A 20,783-nucleotide genomic window follows, 5' to 3' on the forward strand; every position below is an offset into this window, starting at 1 on the left:
CGAGCGTGGCGGGCCAGAAACCACGCCGCCTCCTGCCAGTCCATGACCTCGACGATCTCGTTCCACGTCCCTGCGCCGACAACCGCCTGAACTGCGACCGCCGGACGCTGTGGGCGGCCGGGGGGCCATCGCCGAGCCCCAGAGGCGGCGGTGCAGGAAGATGCTCTGCATTAGGACCACGACCGGCACGTCCCTCAAGTCGCTGTGGACGCGATTGCCCGCCACGCCAACATCGCAGCGGAGCCTCACCGTCCCGCCGAAGTCGGTTCAGCCACAGACCTGTGAGTAGCCGAGTGACCCTTTCAACCCACGTCCTGAAGCGTCGCGACAGTCGAGCCCGTCATAGCCGATGGCCTCGGTCGGAGAATGATCCGCTCAACCTGACGCCAAAAAAGCTCCCCAGTCGCCTGCACTCGCGTTTATTAAGGATAGGTAAAAATTGCCATTGATTATGGGATCGAATTTGTCTTTCTCTATGTGCTCATGCACGCGTTATGATACCGAGGTGGCACCGTGACGACACTCCTTGCCAATGTGCGCTTCGGCGCCCCCGGGGTGGTCTTCGATTGGAACGCGATCAAGCATTTGCCGCTCTTTAACGGCGAACACCCTTTCCCTGCGTCAGATTCGAGTCGGCTCTCGCCCGGATTGACACCAAGTTTCGGCCTGAAAGAGGAGGATACACTCACGCCATACGGTGATTATTTCGCGCATCATACGTATTCCGCAGTATACACTCCATGGCAGATAAGCCTCGATACAGATGGCTGGCAAAATATTGAATACCGACTTCAGCGCGTGGAACTTCGATCATTTGCCTTGGAGACCGCGCGCGGTGAAACCGTATTCGAGGCGGCAGCATGGGAGTTCGCGGATGGCACCATTAAGATGTCTATCGATATTATTGCTGTGCCACCTCCAAGCCTAGCACAAGCACTCGCCAATGCAGTCGCGCCTTATTACCCATTCGATGGGCCGATTTCAGGCAGCCTGACGCCGCGAAGCGAATACGTCGTTGTCACTAGCGCTGGTTCGGACTTTTCGCCATCCGGGGGGCTGGATTTCGTTTGGCTGAATGCACCTTCAGGCGGCACGGTAGTCTACTACGAGTCTCTCGACGATCTGCTTCCCGACCCGCTTCATCCCGAGAGTCGATGGTCCGGTTGGCACCACCCGCTTGTTCCCGCGGGACACGACCAGATTGTCGGATTCGGCCCGGATGACGTTCTCGACTTCACGAGGTGGAGCGATGCGGTGAACGTCGGCGTCGGTGCGTTCACGGCGAGCGGACGCCCCGAAATACGGATCGGTGACGATTCCCTCCCCGATGATCCTGATGTTCCGCCGGAAGCGGGCACGCGCGGCAGCTTCATCGAAGTCGATGCGGACGGAGATGGTGTCCTCGACCAGGGTGTTCTTGTACTCACGACGAACAACGCTCCACTCACACCGGATCCCGACGAACCGCTCAAGTTGATCGTCGGTGTAGAACCGCTCTTCGATGACGGTTCGAACACCGTCGATTTCGAAAGGCTTACATCGGGGCAGGCCGAAGCTTACAAGGGTTCATGGCCAGGCCCTGCCATTCGGAATGCGCGCGGCGGCGATGATGTGGTGGCCTTGCCGGGACGCGACGCGGCGATCACCCTCGAGTGGCCGTTCGAAGCACCGTTCCGCGCCGGCGCCGGATCTGACACCATCCGGGGCCGCGACGGCAACGACCGGATCGGTGACTGGGCGATCGCCGGCGATACGTCGACGATTGACGGTGGAGACGGCAACGACCTGGTGTTCTTCGGGCTCGGCATCGGCGATACCGCCTCGGTCGGCGTCATCGTCAACAGGCCCGACTATGTCAGGTCACCCGGTGATCTGCGCATGTTTGCCGAAGTTTCTAATGTCGAGTCCATCATTGGTTCTCCCCACGACGACTTCATCCGTATCGTGAGACCTGACGGCTCATGGGATCGACTGACGGTCACCGGCAGGGGCGGATCGGACATGGTGTTGGGAAGTGACGGCCCCGATGCCCTTTACGGCGATCACCCGGGAGTGGTCGAGGCACTTCTCCTGGGCTTCGAAGGGCCACAGGGTGACGCCACCACCGACTTCCTTTACGGCGGCCTCGGGCAAGATGTTTTGCGGGGTGGAGCCGGAGCGGATCATCTTTGGGCGGGTTCAGTGCCCGGCGTCGATCAGATCTTCGGCAGCGCCGTCACACCGGACGACGCTTGGAATGAACTGTTCGGCGAGGAAGGCGATGATTTCCTCCACGCCTGGACCGATCTTCCCCCTGGCGCCCTCGTCGGCGACCGGGCCGATCGTCTCGACGGCGGCAAGGGCCGAGACAGCTACTTTGTGGACAATCTCGACCTGATCGTAAACTTCGAAGTTGGGGAGACGGCTTACATTCGAACGGCGGAGCGCGCGGACCACCTCGTCTTCGCGTCGAACGCGATCCAGACGTATATCGAGGCCTTCGTGGAAACGGCCGGCGGAGCGAGGAGCCTCGGGCGCGTTTATTTCGGCAACGAAATGTTGAAGCAGGACCTGCGCCTGACCGAGGGGCTCTCGCCGATCCACCCGGTCGTAAAGGTCGAGCGGGTCGAGGACGCGCTGCCGCGGATGATCGCAGAAAGCGCGCGAAGTATCCTTGAGGCCTTCCGCACGGAACAGTTGAAGATCGTCATTGAGACCGTGGTCACCCTTGCCGCCTCCAATGCAAAGATAGGTAAGAAGGCGGCCGACGCGGCAGTCGACCGCGTCAAGCCGCTTCTCGACGCGATGATCTCCGATGGGGGTGGAAAAGACTTTTGGCAGACTTATATTCGTAGCTTTATCGAGAACACGATCAACGCCGGCCTCGGCAAGGCGGCGAGCGAAATCGCCACCAATCCCGACGGATTGGGCGAGAAGACGCTCGCCGACCTCTTCACTATGCAGGATCTCGTCGAAATCGCCTTGTTCTCGTTGCCGCCCATCAGCGCGCTGTCGACCAGCTACACACTCGGCAAAAATCTCGTTCAACTCGCTGTCTTGGAGGCGCGCCTTGATCTCGCGCTGACGTTCAATGAGAGGTTTCCCCGGCGGGACTCGGACGGCGTGTTCCTGCTCGATCCCGGCACGGGTGCCTTCACCGAGGGCACCACGGTGGACGGCTACGTCGCCGGGGCGACGATTTTTGGCGACGTCGACGGAGACCTCACGCTCAATGCGGGTGAGCCGGTCGCACTCACGGACGGCAGCGGCCGCTTTTCGATCGCGGCGGGCGGGAGCCGCCTCGTCTCGCTGGGCGGCGTCGACGCGGCGACGGGCAATCCCGTTGCCGGCGCGATGTGGGCGGCGCCTGGCTCAAGCGTGATTTCGCCCCTGACGACGCTCGCGGAGATCATGGGATCGGACCGCGCGGCGGCCGAGGCTCTGGGCCTCGACCCGACGCTCGCGTTCGGCTCGTTCGATCATTTCGGCCAAGCGCTGGGGGGCGATGCAGCGGGCCTTGCCGTGACGCAGGCGGCGGCGATGGTCGCCGCAATCGTCGCGGGCGCCGCAAAGGCCCTGACGGCTTCGGGGGCCATCGGCGTCTACGAGGCAGCCGAGGCAGCCTACCGAGCTCTCGCGGACGTCGCCGGCGCCGTCGCGGGTAGCCCCCTCGACCTTTCGTCTGCGGTGACGGTCCGGTCCGTGATCGACACCGCCGCGGGCCGCGGGGGAGTCGCGGTTGGCGACGATCTAGCGGCTGCCGTCGCCGGTGGCGTCGCGGCCGCGAACGGCCTGATCGCCGCCGCGTCCAGCTCCGAGCCGCCGGAGGGCGTCTTGTCCCGCATATATGCGATCCTGGAGGCGGCGCAGGACATCCTGGGACCGGCCGGGTCGAGCGTCGCGGGCGACGTCGCCTCGGCATTCGAGCGCCTCGAGGCGGATGCGGCGGCCGCGCGCGACATGCGCGCGCCGGCCCTCGTCGGGGTCGACGGCTCGTTGTTGGCGGGCGCCGTCGTCCTGTCCTTCGACGAGCCCGTCGTCTTGCCGGCCGCAGGCGGCTTCAGGGTGGTGACTGGGAGCGGCGACGTGATCGCCGTCGACGCGGCGGTTCGCGGCACAGACGTCGTCCTGACGCCTTCGGCGCCGCTCACGCCGGGTGCCTCGGCCCGTGTCGAGATCTCCTCGGCCGCGGTGGCGGACGGCGCCGGTAACGCATTCGACCCGACCGGGGCAGGCGCCCTCCTGACCTTCCGTGTCGGACCCGACGCCGGCATCGGCGGCGCGCCCCCTCCGCCGCCGGCGGGGGGCGGCGGGGGTGGCGCCGTTGGCGCGGGTCCGGCCACGCCGCCGGCCGGTGACCCCGTGGGCTTCGACGGCGTCGGCTCCGAAGGGCCGGACCGGTGGCTGTCCGGACCCGGCGACGAGGCGTTCGACGGGGGAGGGGGCGTCGACGTCGTGGCCTTCCCCGGCTTGAGCCGCGACTACGTCGTCGAGGTCGGCCGTGATGGCCTTCCGACGACCGTGACGGGTCCTGCGGGCTCGGACACAGTCAGGTCGATCGAGCGCCTCGAGTTCGAGGACGGCGTGATGGCCTTCGATCATCTCCAAGTCATCGGCCAGGTGGGCCGCCTGTACGTGGCGGCTTTCGGTCGCGACGCCGATCCACCGGGCGGCGGTTTCTGGGCGACGCTTCTCGCCGGGGGCGACTTCGGTCTCGTCGAGATTGCTCGGCATTTCATCGCCTCCCCCGAGTTTGCGGATCGCTTCGGGGATCCATCGGCGCAGTCCGACGCCGAGTACCTCGACATCGTCTACCGCAACGTGTTGCGACGGGACCCGGACGCGGGCGGATTCGCATTCTGGCTCGACCGACTGGCGGACGGAATGGGCCGGGATCACCTCCTGGCCTCCTTTTCGGAGAGCCCGGAATGTCGCGATCTGGCGGGAGAGCCAGACGCGCGCACCTTCCTGCTCGATCCGAATACGCCGTGGGGCTGAGCCGCTGTCCTGCATGGGCGGCACGACCTCGAGTACCGTGTTCCGTTTTTCCCGCGGCCCGCGGTAATTCCGAGAGGCGGGGGCGTGACGAGGCGACGCCATCCGCTCCGAGGTTCAGCCGAACATTTCGAGCCATATGCCGTTTTCGATCGTCGGCGCCACGAGGTCGATGTTCTCAGCACTCTCGGAAAAACCGACCAACACCTCGCCGTGCCCGGTCGCCGACGTCTCGAGTTGCGCGGTCCAGAAGGACACCCCGTCGGGGTCGCCCGGACGGCCCAGAACGTTTTGATAAAGGCGATCTACGAAATCGCGCACCGCCGGGTCGGCACCATAGACGTTCTTTGCCTCGTCTGACGCCAAGAACATGTTTGCGACATCGAGCAGGGCCATGCCCTCATCCATTCGATCGACCCAGAAACTCAGACCTGCGAGGTCGGGAGTTCTGTCGAAAGCGGCTTGGTAGATCCGATACGCGCGACCGGCATTACCTGCGAGGTCGACCGCCAGAAGCCCATCGGCGAAGCGGAGGCGCTCAACGCCGAAGAGCGTGTCGATGCCGGACGGACCCGAAACGCTGACCTCGGCGTCTCGGCCGGATATGCGGAAGTCGCGAGCGGCTCCCTCAAAAACGGCCGTGTCGATACCCGCGCCCCCATGTATTTCGTCGTCCCCGGCGCCTCCCGCGAGCGTGTCCGAGCCGGAGGTCCCCTGGAGCACGTCCCGTCCTGGTCCGCCCGCGAAGCGAAGCGACCCGACGAGGTTCTCCAAGATGGTGAAGCGTGGCACCGCGATCCCGAACCCGTCTCCGTCTGCGCCGATGATCTCGAGGTCGAGATGGACGAGATCGACGCGGCCGTCGCCAGTCGCGTCCAACGGGAAGTAAATGCCGCGCGTGTCGAAGGCTCGGTCTTGAACGAGCCGTCCGGTGCCGTCGTTCAGATAAACGCGGCTGGTGTAGTTCGCGGATTGCGAGATCACGGTGACCACGAGGTCGAGATGCCCGTCACCGTCGAGATCGACGACTTTCGGTTCGAAGAAGTTTGTGAAATCCTCGTCCGGTAGCGCATCGCCCGACAGCCGCACGTCGGTTTCGTCCGAGAAGATGCCTGAGCCCTCGTTGATTAGGATCTGAAGCCTTCCGCCCCTGTACTTCGCGTCGAGCGCGTCGTCCCACAGGCTTTGCGCTAGGATAAGATCGGGAAGGCCATCGCGGTTCAGATCGGTGAGGTCTTCAGTCCAGTTCTGCGTGCCTCTCGCGATGGCGGTGGGCGTGAACGTGAGAGAACCCGCTCCATAGAGGCCGGCGGGCAATGTGATCGGCGCCGCGGCGGAAAAGTCGCCATTCCCCGGATTTTCTAGGACGATCGGAACGGCATTGGTGAATTTCGGCAGTAGGACGAGGTCGAGGTCCGCGTCGGCGTCGAGGTCGGCGAGGCGGCTCCCGTCGAAACTGTACTGGAAACCTTCCATGAAGTCGACGTCGCGTATTACAGTGGGTAGCCGATCGAAGTCGGTTTCCATCTGGCCGTCACCGCGGTTCATTAGGAAGAACGGACCGCTTGTGCTGTTGCCACCGACGAAAACATCGAGCCGACCGTCTCCGTCGATGTCTCCGGTTGCGGCAGAATGCGCGAAAGTCGCCGGGCCGAGCGGCGTTCCTACTTCGAGCCGCCCCGATCCGTCGCTCAAGAGGAGGAGTTGGCGCCCACCCGGAAACGGTTCGAAGTCGACCCCGGAATCCGATAGGAACAGGTCGAGATGGCCATCGCCGTTGTAGTCGCGCGCGAAGACCTCCGTCGTGCCAACTATCTGTGGCTCTGTTCCTCGGATCACACGTGACGTCACGTCGACCGCGCCACCCGTCTCAAAGGACAGGATCGTCAGATCGCCGGATTGGCTGCCGTTCCAGATCGCGGGGACGGCCGTGGCGGGATGCCCCGTGACGAGCGCAAGATCGGTGCGCCCATCGGCGTCGAAGTCTCCCGTCGCCGCGTAGGGTACCGCCCAAGCGACCGTCGCGGGCAAATCGACGCTCGAGATCGGGCGAAAATTGTTCGGCATGTGACCTCATGCGACAACAGGCTCGACGATCAAATTCGTCGTGCGCCTCACGAAGGTAATACTCCCGGCTTGGCAGCATACGTCAAGGCTGGGTCACGTCCCCGGTGATGGTGTAGCTCGACAGGAGCGGAGCCGTCCGGCCATGTGCCGCGCAAGCAGCCTCGAGCTCTGCTCCCAGACGCTTGCGCAAGGGCCGATGTGGGCGACTGACGGGGACGGGCGAAGGCCGAGTGGCGCGGGTCTTCCGGGGGGCGAGGGGCTAGCCGATGCCGCAGCCCGCATCAATGTCGTGCAATTCGCTCGGTCCGCCCGGCCGTGGCGCGTAGGTCGGCCATTCGCGGCGCGTCACTGCCGCGCCGCGAATGGAGCTGAAGCGGGGCCTGCGGCTGCAAACAGATCGTGTGTCCGGCGCGCTCGGGCAAGGCGCCGCGCATCGGCACCTCGCACCGGCCCCGAACGACGACGTCGCGATTACGCGAATGTCGGGCGCGACGAGCCCCGTGCTGCATCCGTGAGGCGCAGCCACGCCCCATCACGGCCGCCCTGCGAGGCCATGGTCTTGTCGATGATGCCCGCGCCGATCGCGAGCTTGACCGCCTCGTCGATCTCCTCTCCGATCTCCTCGTATTTCTTCAGCCGCGCCTTGACGGCGCTCGAGAGCATGCCCTTGACCGGGTCCGCCTCGCGACGCAGGACCCGCGCGACGCGCAGGACGAGCGTCAGCGGTCCGGGCAGGGCCGCCTCGCGCATCAGCCAGAGCTCGGTGCGGGCGGTCCAGACCGCGAGCCGAGCGCTCGCCGCCAGCGTTTCCGCCATGATCGGACCGGGCGGCGTGACGCTCTCCGAGACGGCATGCTCGATGAGGTGCGCCGATGCCGACAGGCGCAGGACCCGACAGGGCAGGTCGTCGATGATCGCGGCCGCCGCCGGCGCGGTTCCCGGCGCGGACAAGGCCGACAGCTCCGCGCGCATCGCCTCGGCCGCCTGTGCAACGAAGTCCGGGAGGGGCGAGGGCACCTCGACGATCAGATTGTCCGGCAGGGCGGCGATCGTCTTGATCGCAGTCTTCAGGCGCGTGCCGTCTGCCGGCCCATTGCAATCCGACAGGTCAGCGGCCGGCAGGATCAGCCCCGCCGGCAGCGGCTTCGGCTTACGGGCGCGCGCCACCAGGAGATCGGGATCGGCGGCCCCGATCCCGATCAGCGCGACCTCCCGCGTGTCGCCGTCCGCCGTCGCGACGCCCTCGTGCGCGAAGCTGTCCTCGAACATCGCAATGATGGCCGGATCGACGCCCCGCGGGTCGCTAATCCCGAGCGCGGGCGCGCCTCGCGTCGAGTAGACCGCGAGAACGTCGCCGTCGAAGGAGTGGGTCAGGCTCTGCAGGAAGGCGCCCTTGCTGACGTAGACGAGGCCGACCCGTGCGCGCGGCCGCTGCTCGTTCTCCGATGCCGTGGAATCGTTCGGGAGGGTCTTGCCGCTGCGCAGCGCCTGTGCCTCACGCTCTCGCTTGTCCGCCTCGCGAAGCACCTGCGTGCGGCGTGTCCGATCCGCCCACGTCTCCTCGGCGGCCCCGCAGATCCACCGGAACACGGTGTGCAGCCGGTTCTGGGCGCCGCAGACGGTCACGTGCTGCGCACAGGTGATCGGCGCGCCGATCCGCTCGTGCGCGATCGTGATGTCGGGGCGCACGGCACCGACGAGCCCGAGCAGCGCAGCCCCGGCCGTTTCGCGCGAGAGCCCGATTCCGGGGCACAGATCATCGAGGAGCCGGTTCAGTCCCGACGCGAGCATCTGCTGTCCGGGTGCCGGGGGCGGCACGTCGTCGATGAGGCAAGCCGAAAGGACGCGTTCCGGCGGGAATGCCATGTGCCGATCCGTCGGCTTCGCGTCGGCCGAGGATCCGGTGGTCGTCGGCACGTGCGGACCGGTCGCCGGCTTGCCAGCGTACGCCGGCTTGTGCGTGGGTTGCGGCAGCGATATCGGCTCGACTCGAGTATCCTGGAGGCCGACCGGGGTGATCGATGGCGCGTGCGCCCTCCCGTCGGTACCGCCATTGCTTGAACCGGTCTCGAGGGGCCCTCCGGCCGCGTGTTGGACCGGGGAGGCTTCCCCGCGCGTCGCGATCTTCTCCGGTGAACCGATGCGCGTTGCGGGATTGAGCGACGGTAGGGGCGTACCCGGTCGGAAGATCGAGTGCGTGCCTTTGGGTCCGCCACCGGCGGGAGCCCCGCCGCTGTCGCGCGGCGGCGGCTGCACATTGTCGGTCATGTCATCCTCCACACGAAGGGGTAGTTCACTCGCGTGCACACACGCTCGAATGAACGTCGATGCAGGGACGGTCGCCGATTCGCGGGCATTCGGAAATGCCGTCAAGCAAAAAAACCGAGGTTCTCGTCAGGTAATTTCCCGGACCGGAGCGCGCCGGTGCGAGGACGTTTCGGCGACTTTCCGTCCGGAGTGCAGCGCCCGCCGCCGAGGAGGCGCAACGCTGTAGTCCGGACGAAAAGTCGAGGCGGCTTTGGGGCGCCCGACGAACATTTTGGCAGGACTGCAGCGCAGCTGCCTGACGAAGGGCGGCGTGCTGGTCAGGACGAGAAGCCGGACGGGCTCAGACGGGGGATGCGGCCCGGCATACAGGTTCATGCACGGGCCGGGGCATGGCCCGTGCCCTGCAGGCTCCGTCTGCAGCCGTCGACCAACGGGAGGTCAGCCGCCGACCAACGGGGATGTGGACGCCGATCGCTACCACAGCCCACATTTTCGAGGGGAGCGACACGGCTCGGGCGCCGTCGGATACCAGTTCGCGCCATAGACCACCGTCTCGGTTTCGTCGCTTGCTGGCGCATCGCATATCAAAGTGGCTCTGACACGGAGCCGATGACGATGAAATCACACGAGAAAGCGCGCGCCGAGGCTGCGGCGGATTTGCTGCCCGGCACGCCGCCCGAATACATCGCGGGCGCCGAAGTTCATCTTCTTGGAGCCTCCAAGCTCGATTTCGTTTGCCCCGGCGAAGCGCTCCTCGCGCGCGCCGGCGCCTACCGTAGCCTCGCCCCGGCGACGCTCAGACGCTACCGGCGGGAATACGACACGGCGGTGTCGCTTCTGGTCGCCCGCGGGAAGCTCGATCCGGCTCGACGCGACGAGATCTCGACCGCCATCGCCGACGCACTCTCGATGGTCGCGCGTCACAAGGGCGTCGATCGCAAGCGTTTGGACTTCAATGCCGAGGAGATCACGGCGATCCTCGAGGCGCTAAGGGTCGCGGCGCAGGATGGCGCGCTCGAGGTGCGCCTCGCCCATCTGCTCGTCTTCGTCGGTCTGCGTCTGGGGTTCCGGCCGATCGAGGGGATGAGCCTGCGCCGGGCAGGTTCGTATCATGTCGAGATCTCGAGCGCTAAGTTCGACGAGCTGCGCGGGTGCGCGCCGATCCGGCGGATCGACATCGCCGCTCTTGGAGACCACTTCGACGCGCGCGTCGACGACCTCGTCGCCGTGCTCGACGAGGTGGCGAGACGCGGCCTTTGCCCTCTGCGCATCCTCGAAAACGCGAAGAAGCGGCTGACGCGGCTCTCGAAGGCGGTGACCCGACGGCTCGCCGGCGAGGCGAAGGGACTGAGCCTACAAGCGCTCCGACACCTGTGCCGAAAATGGCTCGAGAGCAGTGGCGCGGACGAGGACCGGATCGCAATTTTGTTCGGACACGCAAGCCTCGAAACTCAAAAACGTTGGTACTCGAAGCAATCGACGGGGAAGTTGCGCCCCGACGGGATGCCGGTGCCGATCGTCGACGAACGCGACCTTCTCGCCGCGCTCGCGAGGGCGAGCGACGTCGAGGGACTGGCGGCCGTACGCGAGGCATGTGCGGCCCGGGACGATGCTACGGCCGCGATCGGTGCCGCGCGGTCGGTCGAACTGAACGTAGGCGACGCGCACGAGCGGTGCGCCGCCGAGACGGTCGGTGCCCGACCGATCCCGGTCCCCGTCGTGCCCGAGGTGCCGCCGCCGAGGCCCCGTCCGGCGTGCCTCGATCCGGTCGTGGCAGCACCCCGCCTATCCACGGCGGTGCCGCAGCGCGTCGGTCACGGAACGGAAGTCCTTCCCCGGGCTGTACCCAGGCCGGTGCCCCGTCCGGAATTTCTGCGAGCCGGCGGCGCCGCGCAGTCGGCGGCATGCATGCCGGAGCCGCCACGTGCCCTCGCCACGCCGACGCTCGTCGACGCCTTCCCGGTTCCCCCGCGCACCACGCCGACGCATATGGCCTCTGATCCGCGTCCCGCGCTCGCCCGCTTCGCAGAGATGGGCGATCAAGCCCGCGATCTGCTCGCCCGCGCGCGCAACGCCGTGTCCTCGGCGCGTGCGACATCGTGCAACGACAAGGAGCCCGTCGATCGACCAAGTGCGGTCGAACGCTGAGCGGCCTCGGTGGCGAGCGCTCGCCCCGAGCCGCGGTCGTGTCCCCGGTGGTGGTGTAGCTCGACGGGAGCGGAGCCGTCCGGCCGCGCGCTCTCCATAGCGCCGTAGTGGACGGACGGCTTCGCGGGGCGATCATCAACGGTTTTGAGGTCAGGTCAGGTTGCGAAGACCAACCTAAGCCGAGGACCACCGATGACCGACGAGACGATGGCCCTGCGCGGGCTCGTGGAGAAGACCCCCGACGCCGATATCTTGCGCGAGATGATCGGCTTCGCCGCCGAGCGGCTGATGGAGCTCGAGGTCGGCGCGCTGACGGGCGCCGGCTAAGGCGAGAAGAGCGTCGAGCGCGTCGTTCAGCGCAACGGCTATCGCGACCGAGATTGGGAGACGCGCGCCGGCACGGTCGAGCTGCGTATCCCCAAGCTGCGCAAGGGCAGCTACTTCCCGGGCTTCCTGGAGCCGCGCCGGATTGCGGAGAAGGCGCGGACCGCGGTCATTCAGGAGGCTTTATCCAGGGCGTCTCGACGCGCTCCGTCGACGACCTGTCAAAGCCATGGGCATGAGCGGCGTCTCGAAGAGCCGGGTGAGCCGGCTCTGTGGCGCTTGCCAGAAGACAAGCGGACTAAAAAGCCTTCGACGAGAACAAGGTGAACTGCCTCGAGATCGCGAGCAACGCATCTGTCGAGGACGAAACCCACTCTTGCGCCGCGTGGCAGGTGGCGCCGCGCTCGAGCGCGCGACGCCTAGGACGACCTCAGCCGAACGTCGCCTCGCTGAGCAGGACGCCCTGCGCCAGCACCTCGGCGTTGTTCGCCACGTTCTCCGCGCTCTCGGTGAAGGAGGCTAGCACGTGGGCGCGCTCCATGCCGTCGGCCAGGCGGCCGAGCCAGAAGGCGCGGCCTTCCGCCTCGCCCTCGCGGGAGAGGATGTTCTGGTAGAGCGTGTCGACGAAGGTGGTGTCGGGCAGCGTCGCCACCGGGCCGTAGAGGGCGGTGTATTCCGGCGAGACGACGAAGTAGCGGGCGAACTCGATGAGCGTGCCCTGGCCCGTCAGCGCCCGGTCGATCCAGAACTCGAAGCCGCCCTGGTCCGGCGTGCGCCCGAAGGCGGCGGCGTAGAGGCGGTAGATCGGGTCCGTGATCGGGGAGAGGTCGAAGGCGATGACGCCGTCGGAGAAGACGAGGCGCTCGATCGTGGCGAGCGTGTCCGCCCCCTCCGGGCCCGAGACGGCGTTCGCGAGACCGTCCGCGCCGCGGGTGACGACGTGGTCGGCCCGCGCGCCCGAATAATAGGCGAAGTCCGTCCCGTCGCCGCCGAAGAGCGTGTCGTCGCCCATGCCGCCGGTGATGCGGTCGTTGCCGCCGGCCGAGCCGATCGTGTCGTCCCCGCCGCCGCCGTTCAGCACGTCGTCGTCCTCGCCGAGCACGATGACCTGGGCCGCATCGTCGCCGAAGACGACGTTGGGTCCTGCGCCGCCCTGCACCGTCACGGCGCCGACGATCACGGCGAAGTCGACGTCGGAGAGCGTGATCACGGTGCCCGAGGGCAGGCCGCTCACGTCGATGACGAGGGCTTCGGGCGCGCCCGTCCCCGCGCCGCCGGCGATGAGGATGGGCTCGGGAAGCGACGTCGTGCCCTGCGCCACCGTGGGTGTCACGGTGCGCACGACGAGGGGTGCCTCGCCGGAAAGCGAGGCCGTGTAGCGACCCGCGGCCGCGTTCATGGCGTCGCGCTCGGCGCCGGCGGGGACGTCGTCGCCGATGCGGGCGAGGAGGTCGGCGAGGCCGGCCTGCGGCGTGAGCGCGCCGGGCTTGCCCTCGACGACGAGGCCCGCGCCCGTGGGCAGGCCGGCGCGGAGCGCGGCCGTCCCTTCGCCGGGGCCGATGGGGATGTCGGCGAGATCGCTCGCCGGCGTCTGCGGGTCTTCGACACGGGTCGACGCCGTGGGTGTCACGACGACTTGCGTCTGCGGTGCGCCGTCCGGACCCGTGGTGGTGGTGGTCGCGACGGTGGCACCGTCGATCGTCCCCGTCGCCGGAGGCGGCGCACCGCCGCCGCCGCCGCCGCCGCCGCCGCCCGGAGGGGGTGGCGGGCTGACGTCGAGCGTCACGGTTCCGTTGTCGCCCAGAGTGCCGCCCGAGCCCGTATTGCCCCCGTCATCGACTGCGACCGTCAAGGTCACGTCCGTCGACACGGCCGGATCCGTCGTGAAGCGGACGTTGCTCGCGGCGATGAACGCGTTGATCGCCGTGACGGTGCCCGAGAGCGTCAGCGCCGTCGGCGTGCCGCCGACGGTCACGCCGCTCCCGGTCGTCGCGGCGAGCGTGCCGCTCGGCACGCCGAGCGTCACGGTCACGGACCCGAGGCCCGCGTCGATGTCGGACACGGTGATGCCCGTCAGCGCGGTCGCGACGCCCTCCGTCACCGCGATGGTGGCCGGCACGGTGAGGTCCGGCGCGTCGTTGACGGCGTCGACCGTCACCGAGACGAGATCCGTCGCCGTCGAGAAGGCCGTGCCGCCACCATTCGTCGTCGTGTCCGCGGTGCCCCCGTTCGTGCCGGTGGTGCGGTCCCAGGCGCGGAAGGTCAGCGCGTTGGGGATCGCGCCGTTCACGTCCGTCGATGGCTGGAAGTACACGCGCGCGTTGCCTTGCAGCAGCAGCGCCGCGCTCGCGGACACGGCCGGGGCCTGGGTCCAGGTGGTGCCGGCGTCGATCGAGTACCACAGCGTGCCGAGCGAGCTCGTCGCGGTGATCGCGATGCCCTGCACGGCGCCGGTATCGACGTCGGTCATTCCGCCGACGAGCGCCGAGACGAGGGTCCCCGCCGCGCCGACGGGCGCGGCGGCATCCTCGCCGACATTCGTGAGCGCCGGGGATTGGGACGCGTCCAGCTCAGGGGCGTCGTTGGCGTTCGCCACCGTTACCGTCTGCGACGTCCCCGCGACGCTCTGCAATGCCCCGTCCGTGACCGTGAAGGAGATCACGCGGTCACCGTTGCCGACACCCGTCGCCGGATTGTCGTTCGTCGTGGAATAGGTGATCGAGCGCAGAGCCGCCTGATAGTCCGCCACCGACGCGCTGCCCGTGAGCGTCAGGACGCCGGACCCGTTGAGGCTCCCGGTGATCCCGCCCGAGTTGGTGAAGTTCAGCGCGTCGCCGGGAACGAAGTCGGTGATCGTGACCGTCGCGCCCGCGAGGTTCGCACTGTCCGCATCCGTGAGCGTCAGGTTCGGCGCGACGACCGTCGCGCCGGCATCCTCGACGTGAGCCGGCGCGCCGCCCCCGATCGTGACTACCGGGCGTGCGGCGACGGTGATGGCGAAGGTCAGCCCCGTCAGCGGCGCGGCGGAGTCCTCCAGGCCGTCGGCGACGCTGAAGACAAAGGAATCGGACGCGCCAGCGCCGCCGCCATGCTCATACTTGATCAGGCCCGCGTCGATGTTCGCCTGGGTGAAGGTTCCGTTGAGCGCGATCGCTTCGCCGCCGTCGATGATGCCGTTGCTGTTCGCATCAAGGAACAGCGTGCCGTTCGCGGTCGCGGTCGTCACCGTGTAGGTGACGCCGGCGCCGTCGTCGTCCGGGTCGCCCTCGTGCAGGTTCGTATCGGTGATCGTGACGAGCTCGCCGGTCTCGGTGGAGACGCCCGCATTGACGTAGCCGAAGGCGGGGTTCGCCGTGGGCGCGTCGTTCACCGGGGTGACCGTGAGCCCGATCGTACCCGTGCCCGACGAGACGGCGCTCGATGCGCCGTTGGTGCTCACGTCGATCGTCTGACGTGTCTCCGTCCCGCCGTTCGTCGACGAGAAGGCGCCGCCATAGGTCGAATCGATGGCGCGGATCGTCAGCGCGGGCGGCGTGCCGGCGTAGTTCTCGGCCGGCACGAACCGCAGCTGCGTGGCCGCCGAGAGCGCGAGGGCCCCCGCCGCGTCGTCGACGGTGCCGATCGCCGCCCAGGTCGTGCCGTCCGTCGAATATTGCCAGGTGCCCTGCGTCGTCGCGTTCGCCGCGTTGGCGGCCACCGCGTAGCCTGTGACGGTGCCGTCGACGTCGCTCGAGCTGATGCTCAACCCGTTCAGGGCCGAGCCGGCCGGGGCTGCCGTTTCCTCCGCGACGTTCGGGAGGCTCACGTTGCCGGTCACGTCGGGCGCGTCGTTGACCGCCGTCACGGCGATCAACGCCGTGGCGGTTTGCGTCGAGAACGCCGTCGGGCCGCCGTTGATCGTCGTGTCGGCGGTGCTGCGTGTGCCGTTTGTCGAGGCGGTGCCGCTGGTCTGGTCCCAGCCGCGGAAGTCGAACGTCGCCGTCTCGCCGTTGATACCGTCGGGCTGGTAGCGGACCTGGGTCGACGCCGTGAGCAGCAGCGCCGCGCTGCCGGAGACCGTGCCGAAGTCGGTCTAGGTATTGCCGTCCGTCGAGTACTGCCAAGTTCCGTTGCCGCTCGTCGCCGTGACGGCGATGCCCTGCTGATCGCCGGTGTCGACGTCGGCATAGCTCCTGTCCGTCAGGAAGGCCGAGACCAGCGTCCCGCCCAAGACGTTATCCTCGTTCGGGCCCGTGACCGTCACCGTGCCGGTGGTCAGCGTCGGCGCGTCGTTCGCCGAGGTGACCGAGATCGACGCAGTATCGGTCGCCGTCGAGAACGGGGTCGCGTCTCCGTTGGGAGTCGTGTCGACGACGCCGCCGGTCGCGGCGCTGCCGGTGCCGTCCCAGGCGCGGAAGGTGAACGTCGCGGACCCGGCGAAGTCCGTATCCGGCACGAAGCGGATGCGCGCCGTCGCGTCGAGGGCGCGCGCGGCATCGTCCGTCGGCGTGCCGAAGGCGGTCCAGCTCGTTCCGCCGTCGAGCGAGAACTGCCACGTGCCGTTCGTGTCGTCGAGGGCGGTGACGGCGATGCTCTCGATCGCGGCGCCGTCGGGATCGGTGATCGAGCCGTCCACGACGATGTCGCTGACCCTCGTGCCGCTGTTGGCTGCAGCGATGACGTCCTCCGTGATGGCCGCCAGGCTCGGCGAGGCACTCGCATCGAGCACCGGGGAATCGTTGAGCCCGGTGACGGACAGCGCCCGGCCCGTGGCGACGCTTTCGGACCGGCCGTCATCGACCGTGAACGTGATGGTGCGTCCCGCCGTCGTCGGTGCCTCCGACGAGTTGGTGTAGGTCACGGCTCGGAGTGCGGCTTGCCACTGGGCCAGCGTCGCCGTCGCGCCCGCCGAAATCAACGAAAGCTCTCCCGTGCCCGCGTTGTAGCTCGCGCTGATATTTCCGAACTGACCCGCGTCCGTGTTCGAGAACGAAAGGACGTCCTGCCCTGACACGAAACCTGTCGTGATCGCCACCCGGCCGGACGACAAGGTCGTATCATCTGCGTCCGCTAACGTCAGGCTCGGATCGATCGCGATGGAGGAGCCTTCCGTGAAGGACGCCGTCCCGGCCGTCGTGGTTACGACCGGCGCCGCATTCGATGACCCGGTCGTGAAGTTCAGGAAGGTCGGATCCGTAATGCCGCGGCGAACTACTCCATCGAGTACGCCGAAGGTCATGCCGTCGGCATCCACGAAGGCGCCCGCTCCGAAGGTGAGATGATAGGCGGTCGTGTCCTCGAGCGTCGTGGCGAAGTCGAGCGTGAAGCTGGTACCCGATCCCGAGACTCGGGAATCCGTCGCAGCGAAGCTCTCGACCAGGAGGTTGCTATCCGAGCGTCGTAGCTCGATCATGCCCGCGCCGGGCGTCACCGTTTCGCTGAAGGTGAGCGTGACGTCCGAAGTTGTCGCGACATTCCCAGCGCCGTCAATGGGTGTGGACGCCAGCAGCCGCGGCGGTTCGCCGCCCTGGCCAAAATACTTGCTTCCCGCATTGAAATTCCACCCTCGATTAACAAGATCGAGGTCACCATCGCCATCGAAGTCGGCGACGAAAGCGTCTCGATCGATCAGGGCAGGAGCATTGATCGTGAAGGTGGAGCCTGAATTGTTGGTGTAGCTGTTGACGAGGCCGGCGAACGGATCGCTGGCGGTCCCACGGACATCGGTGAAATTGCCCGAACCGTCGTTCAGCAGCATCTGCCCGCCGGGGTTGGATCCAGTAGGTAGCGCGTTGGTGTCGAAGGTGAAGACGTCGACGTCGCCGTCGCTATCGAAGTCACCGACGAGCACAACTGAACCGTTATTGCCGTCGCGATTGAGCGCGGAAATTCCTGTGAAGGGATTAGCGGACCCAGATCTCTCAACGTAAGTCGATCCATCTGTGTTTCGAAGTATTTGCTGCCCGAATTATAATTCCAACCCCTGTTGAGAATGTCCAGGTCACCATCGCCGTCGAAGTCGGCGACGAAAGCGTCTCGATCGATCAGGGCAGGAGCGTTGATCGTGAAGGTGGAGCCTGAACCGTTGGTGTAGCTGTTGACGAGGCCGGCAAACGGATCGCTGGCGGTCCCACGGACTTCGGTGAAATTGCCCGAACCGCCGTTGAGCAGCATCTGCCCGCCGGGGTTCAATCCAGTGGGTAGTGCGTTGGTGTCGAAGGCGAAGACGTCGACGTCGCCGTCGGTATCGAAGTCACCGACGAGCACAACTGAACCGTTATTGCCGTCGCGATTGAGCGCGGAAATCCCTGTGAAGGGATTCGCCGATGGTGCCCAGGTCGGCGAAAGAACCCCATCGAATTCCTCCGACGCAATCAGTTCGACTTCGATCCTACCCGCCCGAAATTCGAGGTCCCAGTCGCCGCCGAACGCGGCCGCGCCAGTGAGGTCGCCGGACGCCGCTACGTCGGCTCCGGTGATCGCCGCAAGAGAAGATACGAAGGCTTGCCCGTACTCCGTGGCCGCGACGTTGCACCCGTAAAGGAGAATGTCGGTGCCGTCTTGAAGCAGAGAGCCTATCCGCTCGAGTGCAGCGCGATGCTCTTCGAGTGTCTCCGCGGAAATCGTCAGGTCGCCGAGCCGCAGGTGGCCATCCCAGCCATGCGCCACGATGTGCAAAGCCGTCACTTCGTCACGTGCCGCGAGCGCGTCCGCGATCTGACGCAACCCGGTCGAGCCCGCCTTCAAGTACACGATTTCCGTCAAGGGAGAGACGCCTGCAAGGAGCGTCTCGGGGTTCGCAACGGCCGCGTCAACAAAGACGATCTGATTCGAGCCACCCCAAACTAGGCGGCGCTTCGCTCGATCGAGATCGAATCGCCGACAGCGTGTGCATCTCTACGCGGCGAGCTGATCCTGCACGACCGTCTAGAGCCTCGTGATGTGGTTGGCAAATTGCCGAACGACGACGGGCGCGGTAGACCTGCGGTTGCCGGCCCGCACCGTCTGGCGGAGCGCGGCCGCGACGTCCTTTCATCCGGCGTGAACGACGTCGGTCTTAAGGTCGCGCTTGATCCCGTCGTGAGGTAGACGACCCGAGCGAACGCCTTGTGCGCTTATCGCACGGCTTCTCGACGATCCGGAGACGTTCTCATGAAAGGCATTGTCCTGCTGGCGGGTCCCGCACGCGGCTCCACCCGATGACGCTCGTCGTCTCGAAGCAACTGATGCCGGTCTACGACAAACCATTGATTTACTATCCGCTCTCGACGCTGATACTCTCCGGCATCCGCAAGATCCTGACTACTTCGACGCCCGACGACTTACCGCGTTTTCGTCAGCTCCTCGGCGACGGGCGCCGCTGGGGAATTGAATACACCTTCGCCGAGCAGCCGCGCCCGGATGGCCTGGCGCAGGCGTTCCATATCGGAGCGGACTCCGTTTCGAGCGAACCGTCCGCGCTGGTTCTCGGTGACAATATCTTCTACGGCCACGGTCTTCTGGAGGAACTCGCCATGGCGCGGGCCCGCACTGAGGAGGGTGGAGCGGTCATTTTCGTACTTAAGATAATTGAAGTCTAAATCTTATATACTTACATAAAACTTCTTTGATTTCATATATGGTGAAATAGCCGAACCCCCGCGCTTGGGCGCGGGGGTTGATGTTATCGCGGTCGCTGAAGATCTCAGCGGAACAGCGAGAGGATGTTCTGGCTGTTGGAGTTCGCGATCGTGAGCGCCTGGATGCCCAGCTGCTGCTGCGTCTGCAGCGCCTGCAGGCGGGTCGATTCCGCGTTCATGTCCGCGTCCACCAGCTGTCCCACGCCGCGATCGATCNGGCGCCAAGCTGCGTATCGACGACCGAGATCATCCGCTCCAGGTTGGCGAGATCCTCCGGGCTGTCCGTGAAGGTCCCGACGCTGAGGTCAAGGACGCTAAACGAGTTGGAACCGTCCGTCGCTACAGCAGCGGTATCGACGATGTAGGTACCCGGGTTGGCGGTATCTTCGATCATACCGACAAACTGCTGATCGAGAATGCCCGCAGCCAGGCTGACGTCGGTCCCATCACCAGCCGGATCGATCAACGCGATATCGGCAAGGTTGATCGAGATCGTGTCTACACTAACCGCGCCACCAGCTCGTGAGAACGAAGCAACAACGGTCTTGGTCGGGTTGTAGGCGGTATTGATTGCTGTGTCGGAGTTACCCGAGAGCCAGTTTTCCCCGTTGAACACCGCCGAATCGGCCGTGTTGCGCAGCTGCGACTGCAGCTCGGTGATCTCGCTCTGGATCTTGCCGCGATCGACGCCGGGCGTACGCGCGGCGACGAGCTTGGCCTTGATCTCGGAGACGACGTCCACGGTCGCGTTGAGAGCGGTGTACATGGTGTCCACCGTCGCGGCGCCGAGGCCCAGAGCGTCCTGGACGGCGCTAAGCGCCTTGTTGTCCGAACGCATCGTGGTCGCGATCGACCAGTACGCGGCGTTGTCCGCCGCGGACGACACGCGCATGCCGGTGGCGATGCGGTTCTGCGTGACGTCCATCTTTTTGTTCGTCGCGGTGAGGGTCTGGAGGGCCGTCATCGCGGACGAGTTGGTGAGCAGGCTCGACATGGACCTATCCCTTTCCGAATGGAGGTTTTGAGGGACAGCCCGGGTTTTCACCGGGACGGCGGGAGCAACGTCATGTCTTCGGAGGCGCCCCTCGGGGTGATTGCTTCCGATCCGCCGTGATGGGAAGACGATGGACCCGGAAGCTTGCGCGAGGCTGACTGATCGACGTTTTGGTCATCGGCGAGCGATGCAACCTCATTCCGGGGCCCGTCGAGCGCACAGTTTCGACACATAGGCGCGTGGCGCTGACCACTTGCTTGTGCTGTGACTGCACTTCTTCATCCAGCCTGAAGCAGAGCCGCGGCGTGCTCGATCGCAAGGGCGTCGCGACATTGGACAAGCTGTTCTCGACGGCGAACGAACATGGTCGTCGTCGACCTGCCCACCGGGGTCACATTTGCCTATACCTG

The 20,783-nt window shown here is 66.4% G+C and carries 8 protein-coding genes and 3 pseudogenes; 5 read left to right on the plus strand and 6 right to left on the minus strand.

Features of this window, described 5'->3' with window-relative positions:
• Window positions 1–513 precede the first annotated feature (513 nt).
• Window positions 514–4,977: a DUF4214 domain-containing protein gene (locus IEX89_RS18985; protein WP_188914832.1), complete on the plus strand. Its 4,464-nt coding sequence runs from the start codon at window positions 514–516 to the stop codon at window positions 4,975–4,977.
• Between the two features lie 114 nt (window positions 4,978–5,091).
• Here IEX89_RS18985 and IEX89_RS24640 read toward each other — a convergent pair whose 3' ends face one another.
• Together IEX89_RS24640 and IEX89_RS18995 are read right to left on the minus strand one after the other, a co-directional pair.
• Complete coding sequence (locus tag IEX89_RS24640; RefSeq protein WP_188914833.1) at window positions 5,092–7,041, minus strand: FG-GAP-like repeat-containing protein; 1,950 nt, start codon at window positions 7,039–7,041, stop codon at window positions 5,092–5,094.
• Window positions 7,042–7,512: 471 nt separating this feature from the next.
• Window positions 7,513–9,309: a hypothetical protein gene (locus tag IEX89_RS18995; protein WP_188914834.1), complete on the minus strand. Its 1,797-nt coding sequence runs from the start codon at window positions 9,307–9,309 to the stop codon at window positions 7,513–7,515.
• Between the two features lie 615 nt (window positions 9,310–9,924).
• Between IEX89_RS18995 and IEX89_RS19000 the strand changes: the two genes are divergently transcribed.
• Both IEX89_RS19000 and IEX89_RS19005 read left to right on the plus strand, forming a co-directional pair.
• A complete protein-coding gene (locus tag IEX89_RS19000) occupies window positions 9,925–11,457 on the plus strand; it encodes a hypothetical protein (RefSeq protein ID WP_188914835.1) in 1,533 nt (510 codons plus the stop codon).
• Between the two features lie 192 nt (window positions 11,458–11,649).
• Window positions 11,650–12,109, plus strand: a pseudogene (locus IEX89_RS19005) (transposase); the annotation flags it as partial.
• A 102-nt stretch (window positions 12,110–12,211) separates the two neighbouring features.
• Here IEX89_RS19005 and IEX89_RS19010 read toward each other — a convergent pair.
• Window positions 12,212–15,598 carry a DUF4214 domain-containing protein gene (locus tag IEX89_RS19010; protein ID WP_188914836.1) on the minus strand — a complete coding sequence of 1,129 codons (3,387 nt, stop codon included), beginning with the start codon at window positions 15,596–15,598 and terminating at the stop codon, window positions 12,212–12,214.
• On the opposite strand from IEX89_RS19010, the gene IEX89_RS19015 reads away from it, so the two are divergent.
• A complete protein-coding gene (locus tag IEX89_RS19015; RefSeq protein WP_188914837.1) occupies window positions 15,588–15,791 on the plus strand; it encodes a hypothetical protein in 204 nt (67 codons plus the stop codon). The two genes, IEX89_RS19010 and IEX89_RS19015, sit on opposite strands and share 11 nt — an antisense overlap.
• Before the next feature lie 62 nt (window positions 15,792–15,853).
• On the opposite strand, the gene IEX89_RS19020 is transcribed toward IEX89_RS19015, so the two are convergent.
• Window positions 15,854–17,518: an Ig-like domain-containing protein gene (locus tag IEX89_RS19020; RefSeq protein WP_188914838.1), complete on the minus strand. Its 1,665-nt coding sequence runs from the start codon at window positions 17,516–17,518 to the stop codon at window positions 15,854–15,856.
• Window positions 17,509–18,585, minus strand: coding sequence for a DUF4347 domain-containing protein (locus tag IEX89_RS19025; RefSeq protein ID WP_188914884.1), 1,077 nt, complete (start codon window positions 18,583–18,585; stop codon window positions 17,509–17,511). Before IEX89_RS19025 ends, IEX89_RS19020 begins: the two co-directional genes overlap by 10 nt.
• A gap of 327 nt (window positions 18,586–18,912) precedes the next feature.
• On the opposite strand from IEX89_RS19025, the pseudogene IEX89_RS19030 reads away from it, so the two are divergent.
• Window positions 18,913–19,328 (plus strand): annotated as a pseudogene (locus tag IEX89_RS19030) (sugar nucleotidyltransferase); the annotation flags it as partial.
• Window positions 19,329–19,444: 116 nt separating this feature from the next.
• On the opposite strand, the pseudogene IEX89_RS19035 reads toward IEX89_RS19030, so the two are convergent.
• A pseudogene (locus tag IEX89_RS19035) lies at window positions 19,445–20,373 on the minus strand (flagellin N-terminal helical domain-containing protein).
• Between the last annotated feature and the right edge of the window lie 410 nt (window positions 20,374–20,783).

The organism is Salinarimonas ramus, from assembly GCF_014645695.1.
In the GTDB taxonomy this organism is placed as follows: Bacteria; Pseudomonadota; Alphaproteobacteria; order Rhizobiales; family Beijerinckiaceae; genus Salinarimonas; species Salinarimonas ramus.

Coding starts and splice junctions, on each gene's coding strand:
- IEX89_RS18995 (WP_188914834.1), bottom strand. CDS start 9,309: ATGACCGACAATGTGCAGCCGCCGCCGCGCGACAGCGGCGGGGCTCCC.
- IEX89_RS19020 (WP_188914838.1), bottom strand. CDS start 17,518: ATGCTGCTGAACGACGGTTCGGGCAATTTCACCGATGTCCGTGGGACC.
- IEX89_RS24640 (WP_188914833.1), bottom strand. CDS start 7,041: ATGCCGAACAATTTTCGCCCGATCTCGAGCGTCGATTTGCCCGCGACG.
- IEX89_RS19000 (WP_188914835.1), top strand. CDS start 9,925: ATGAAATCACACGAGAAAGCGCGCGCCGAGGCTGCGGCGGATTTGCTG.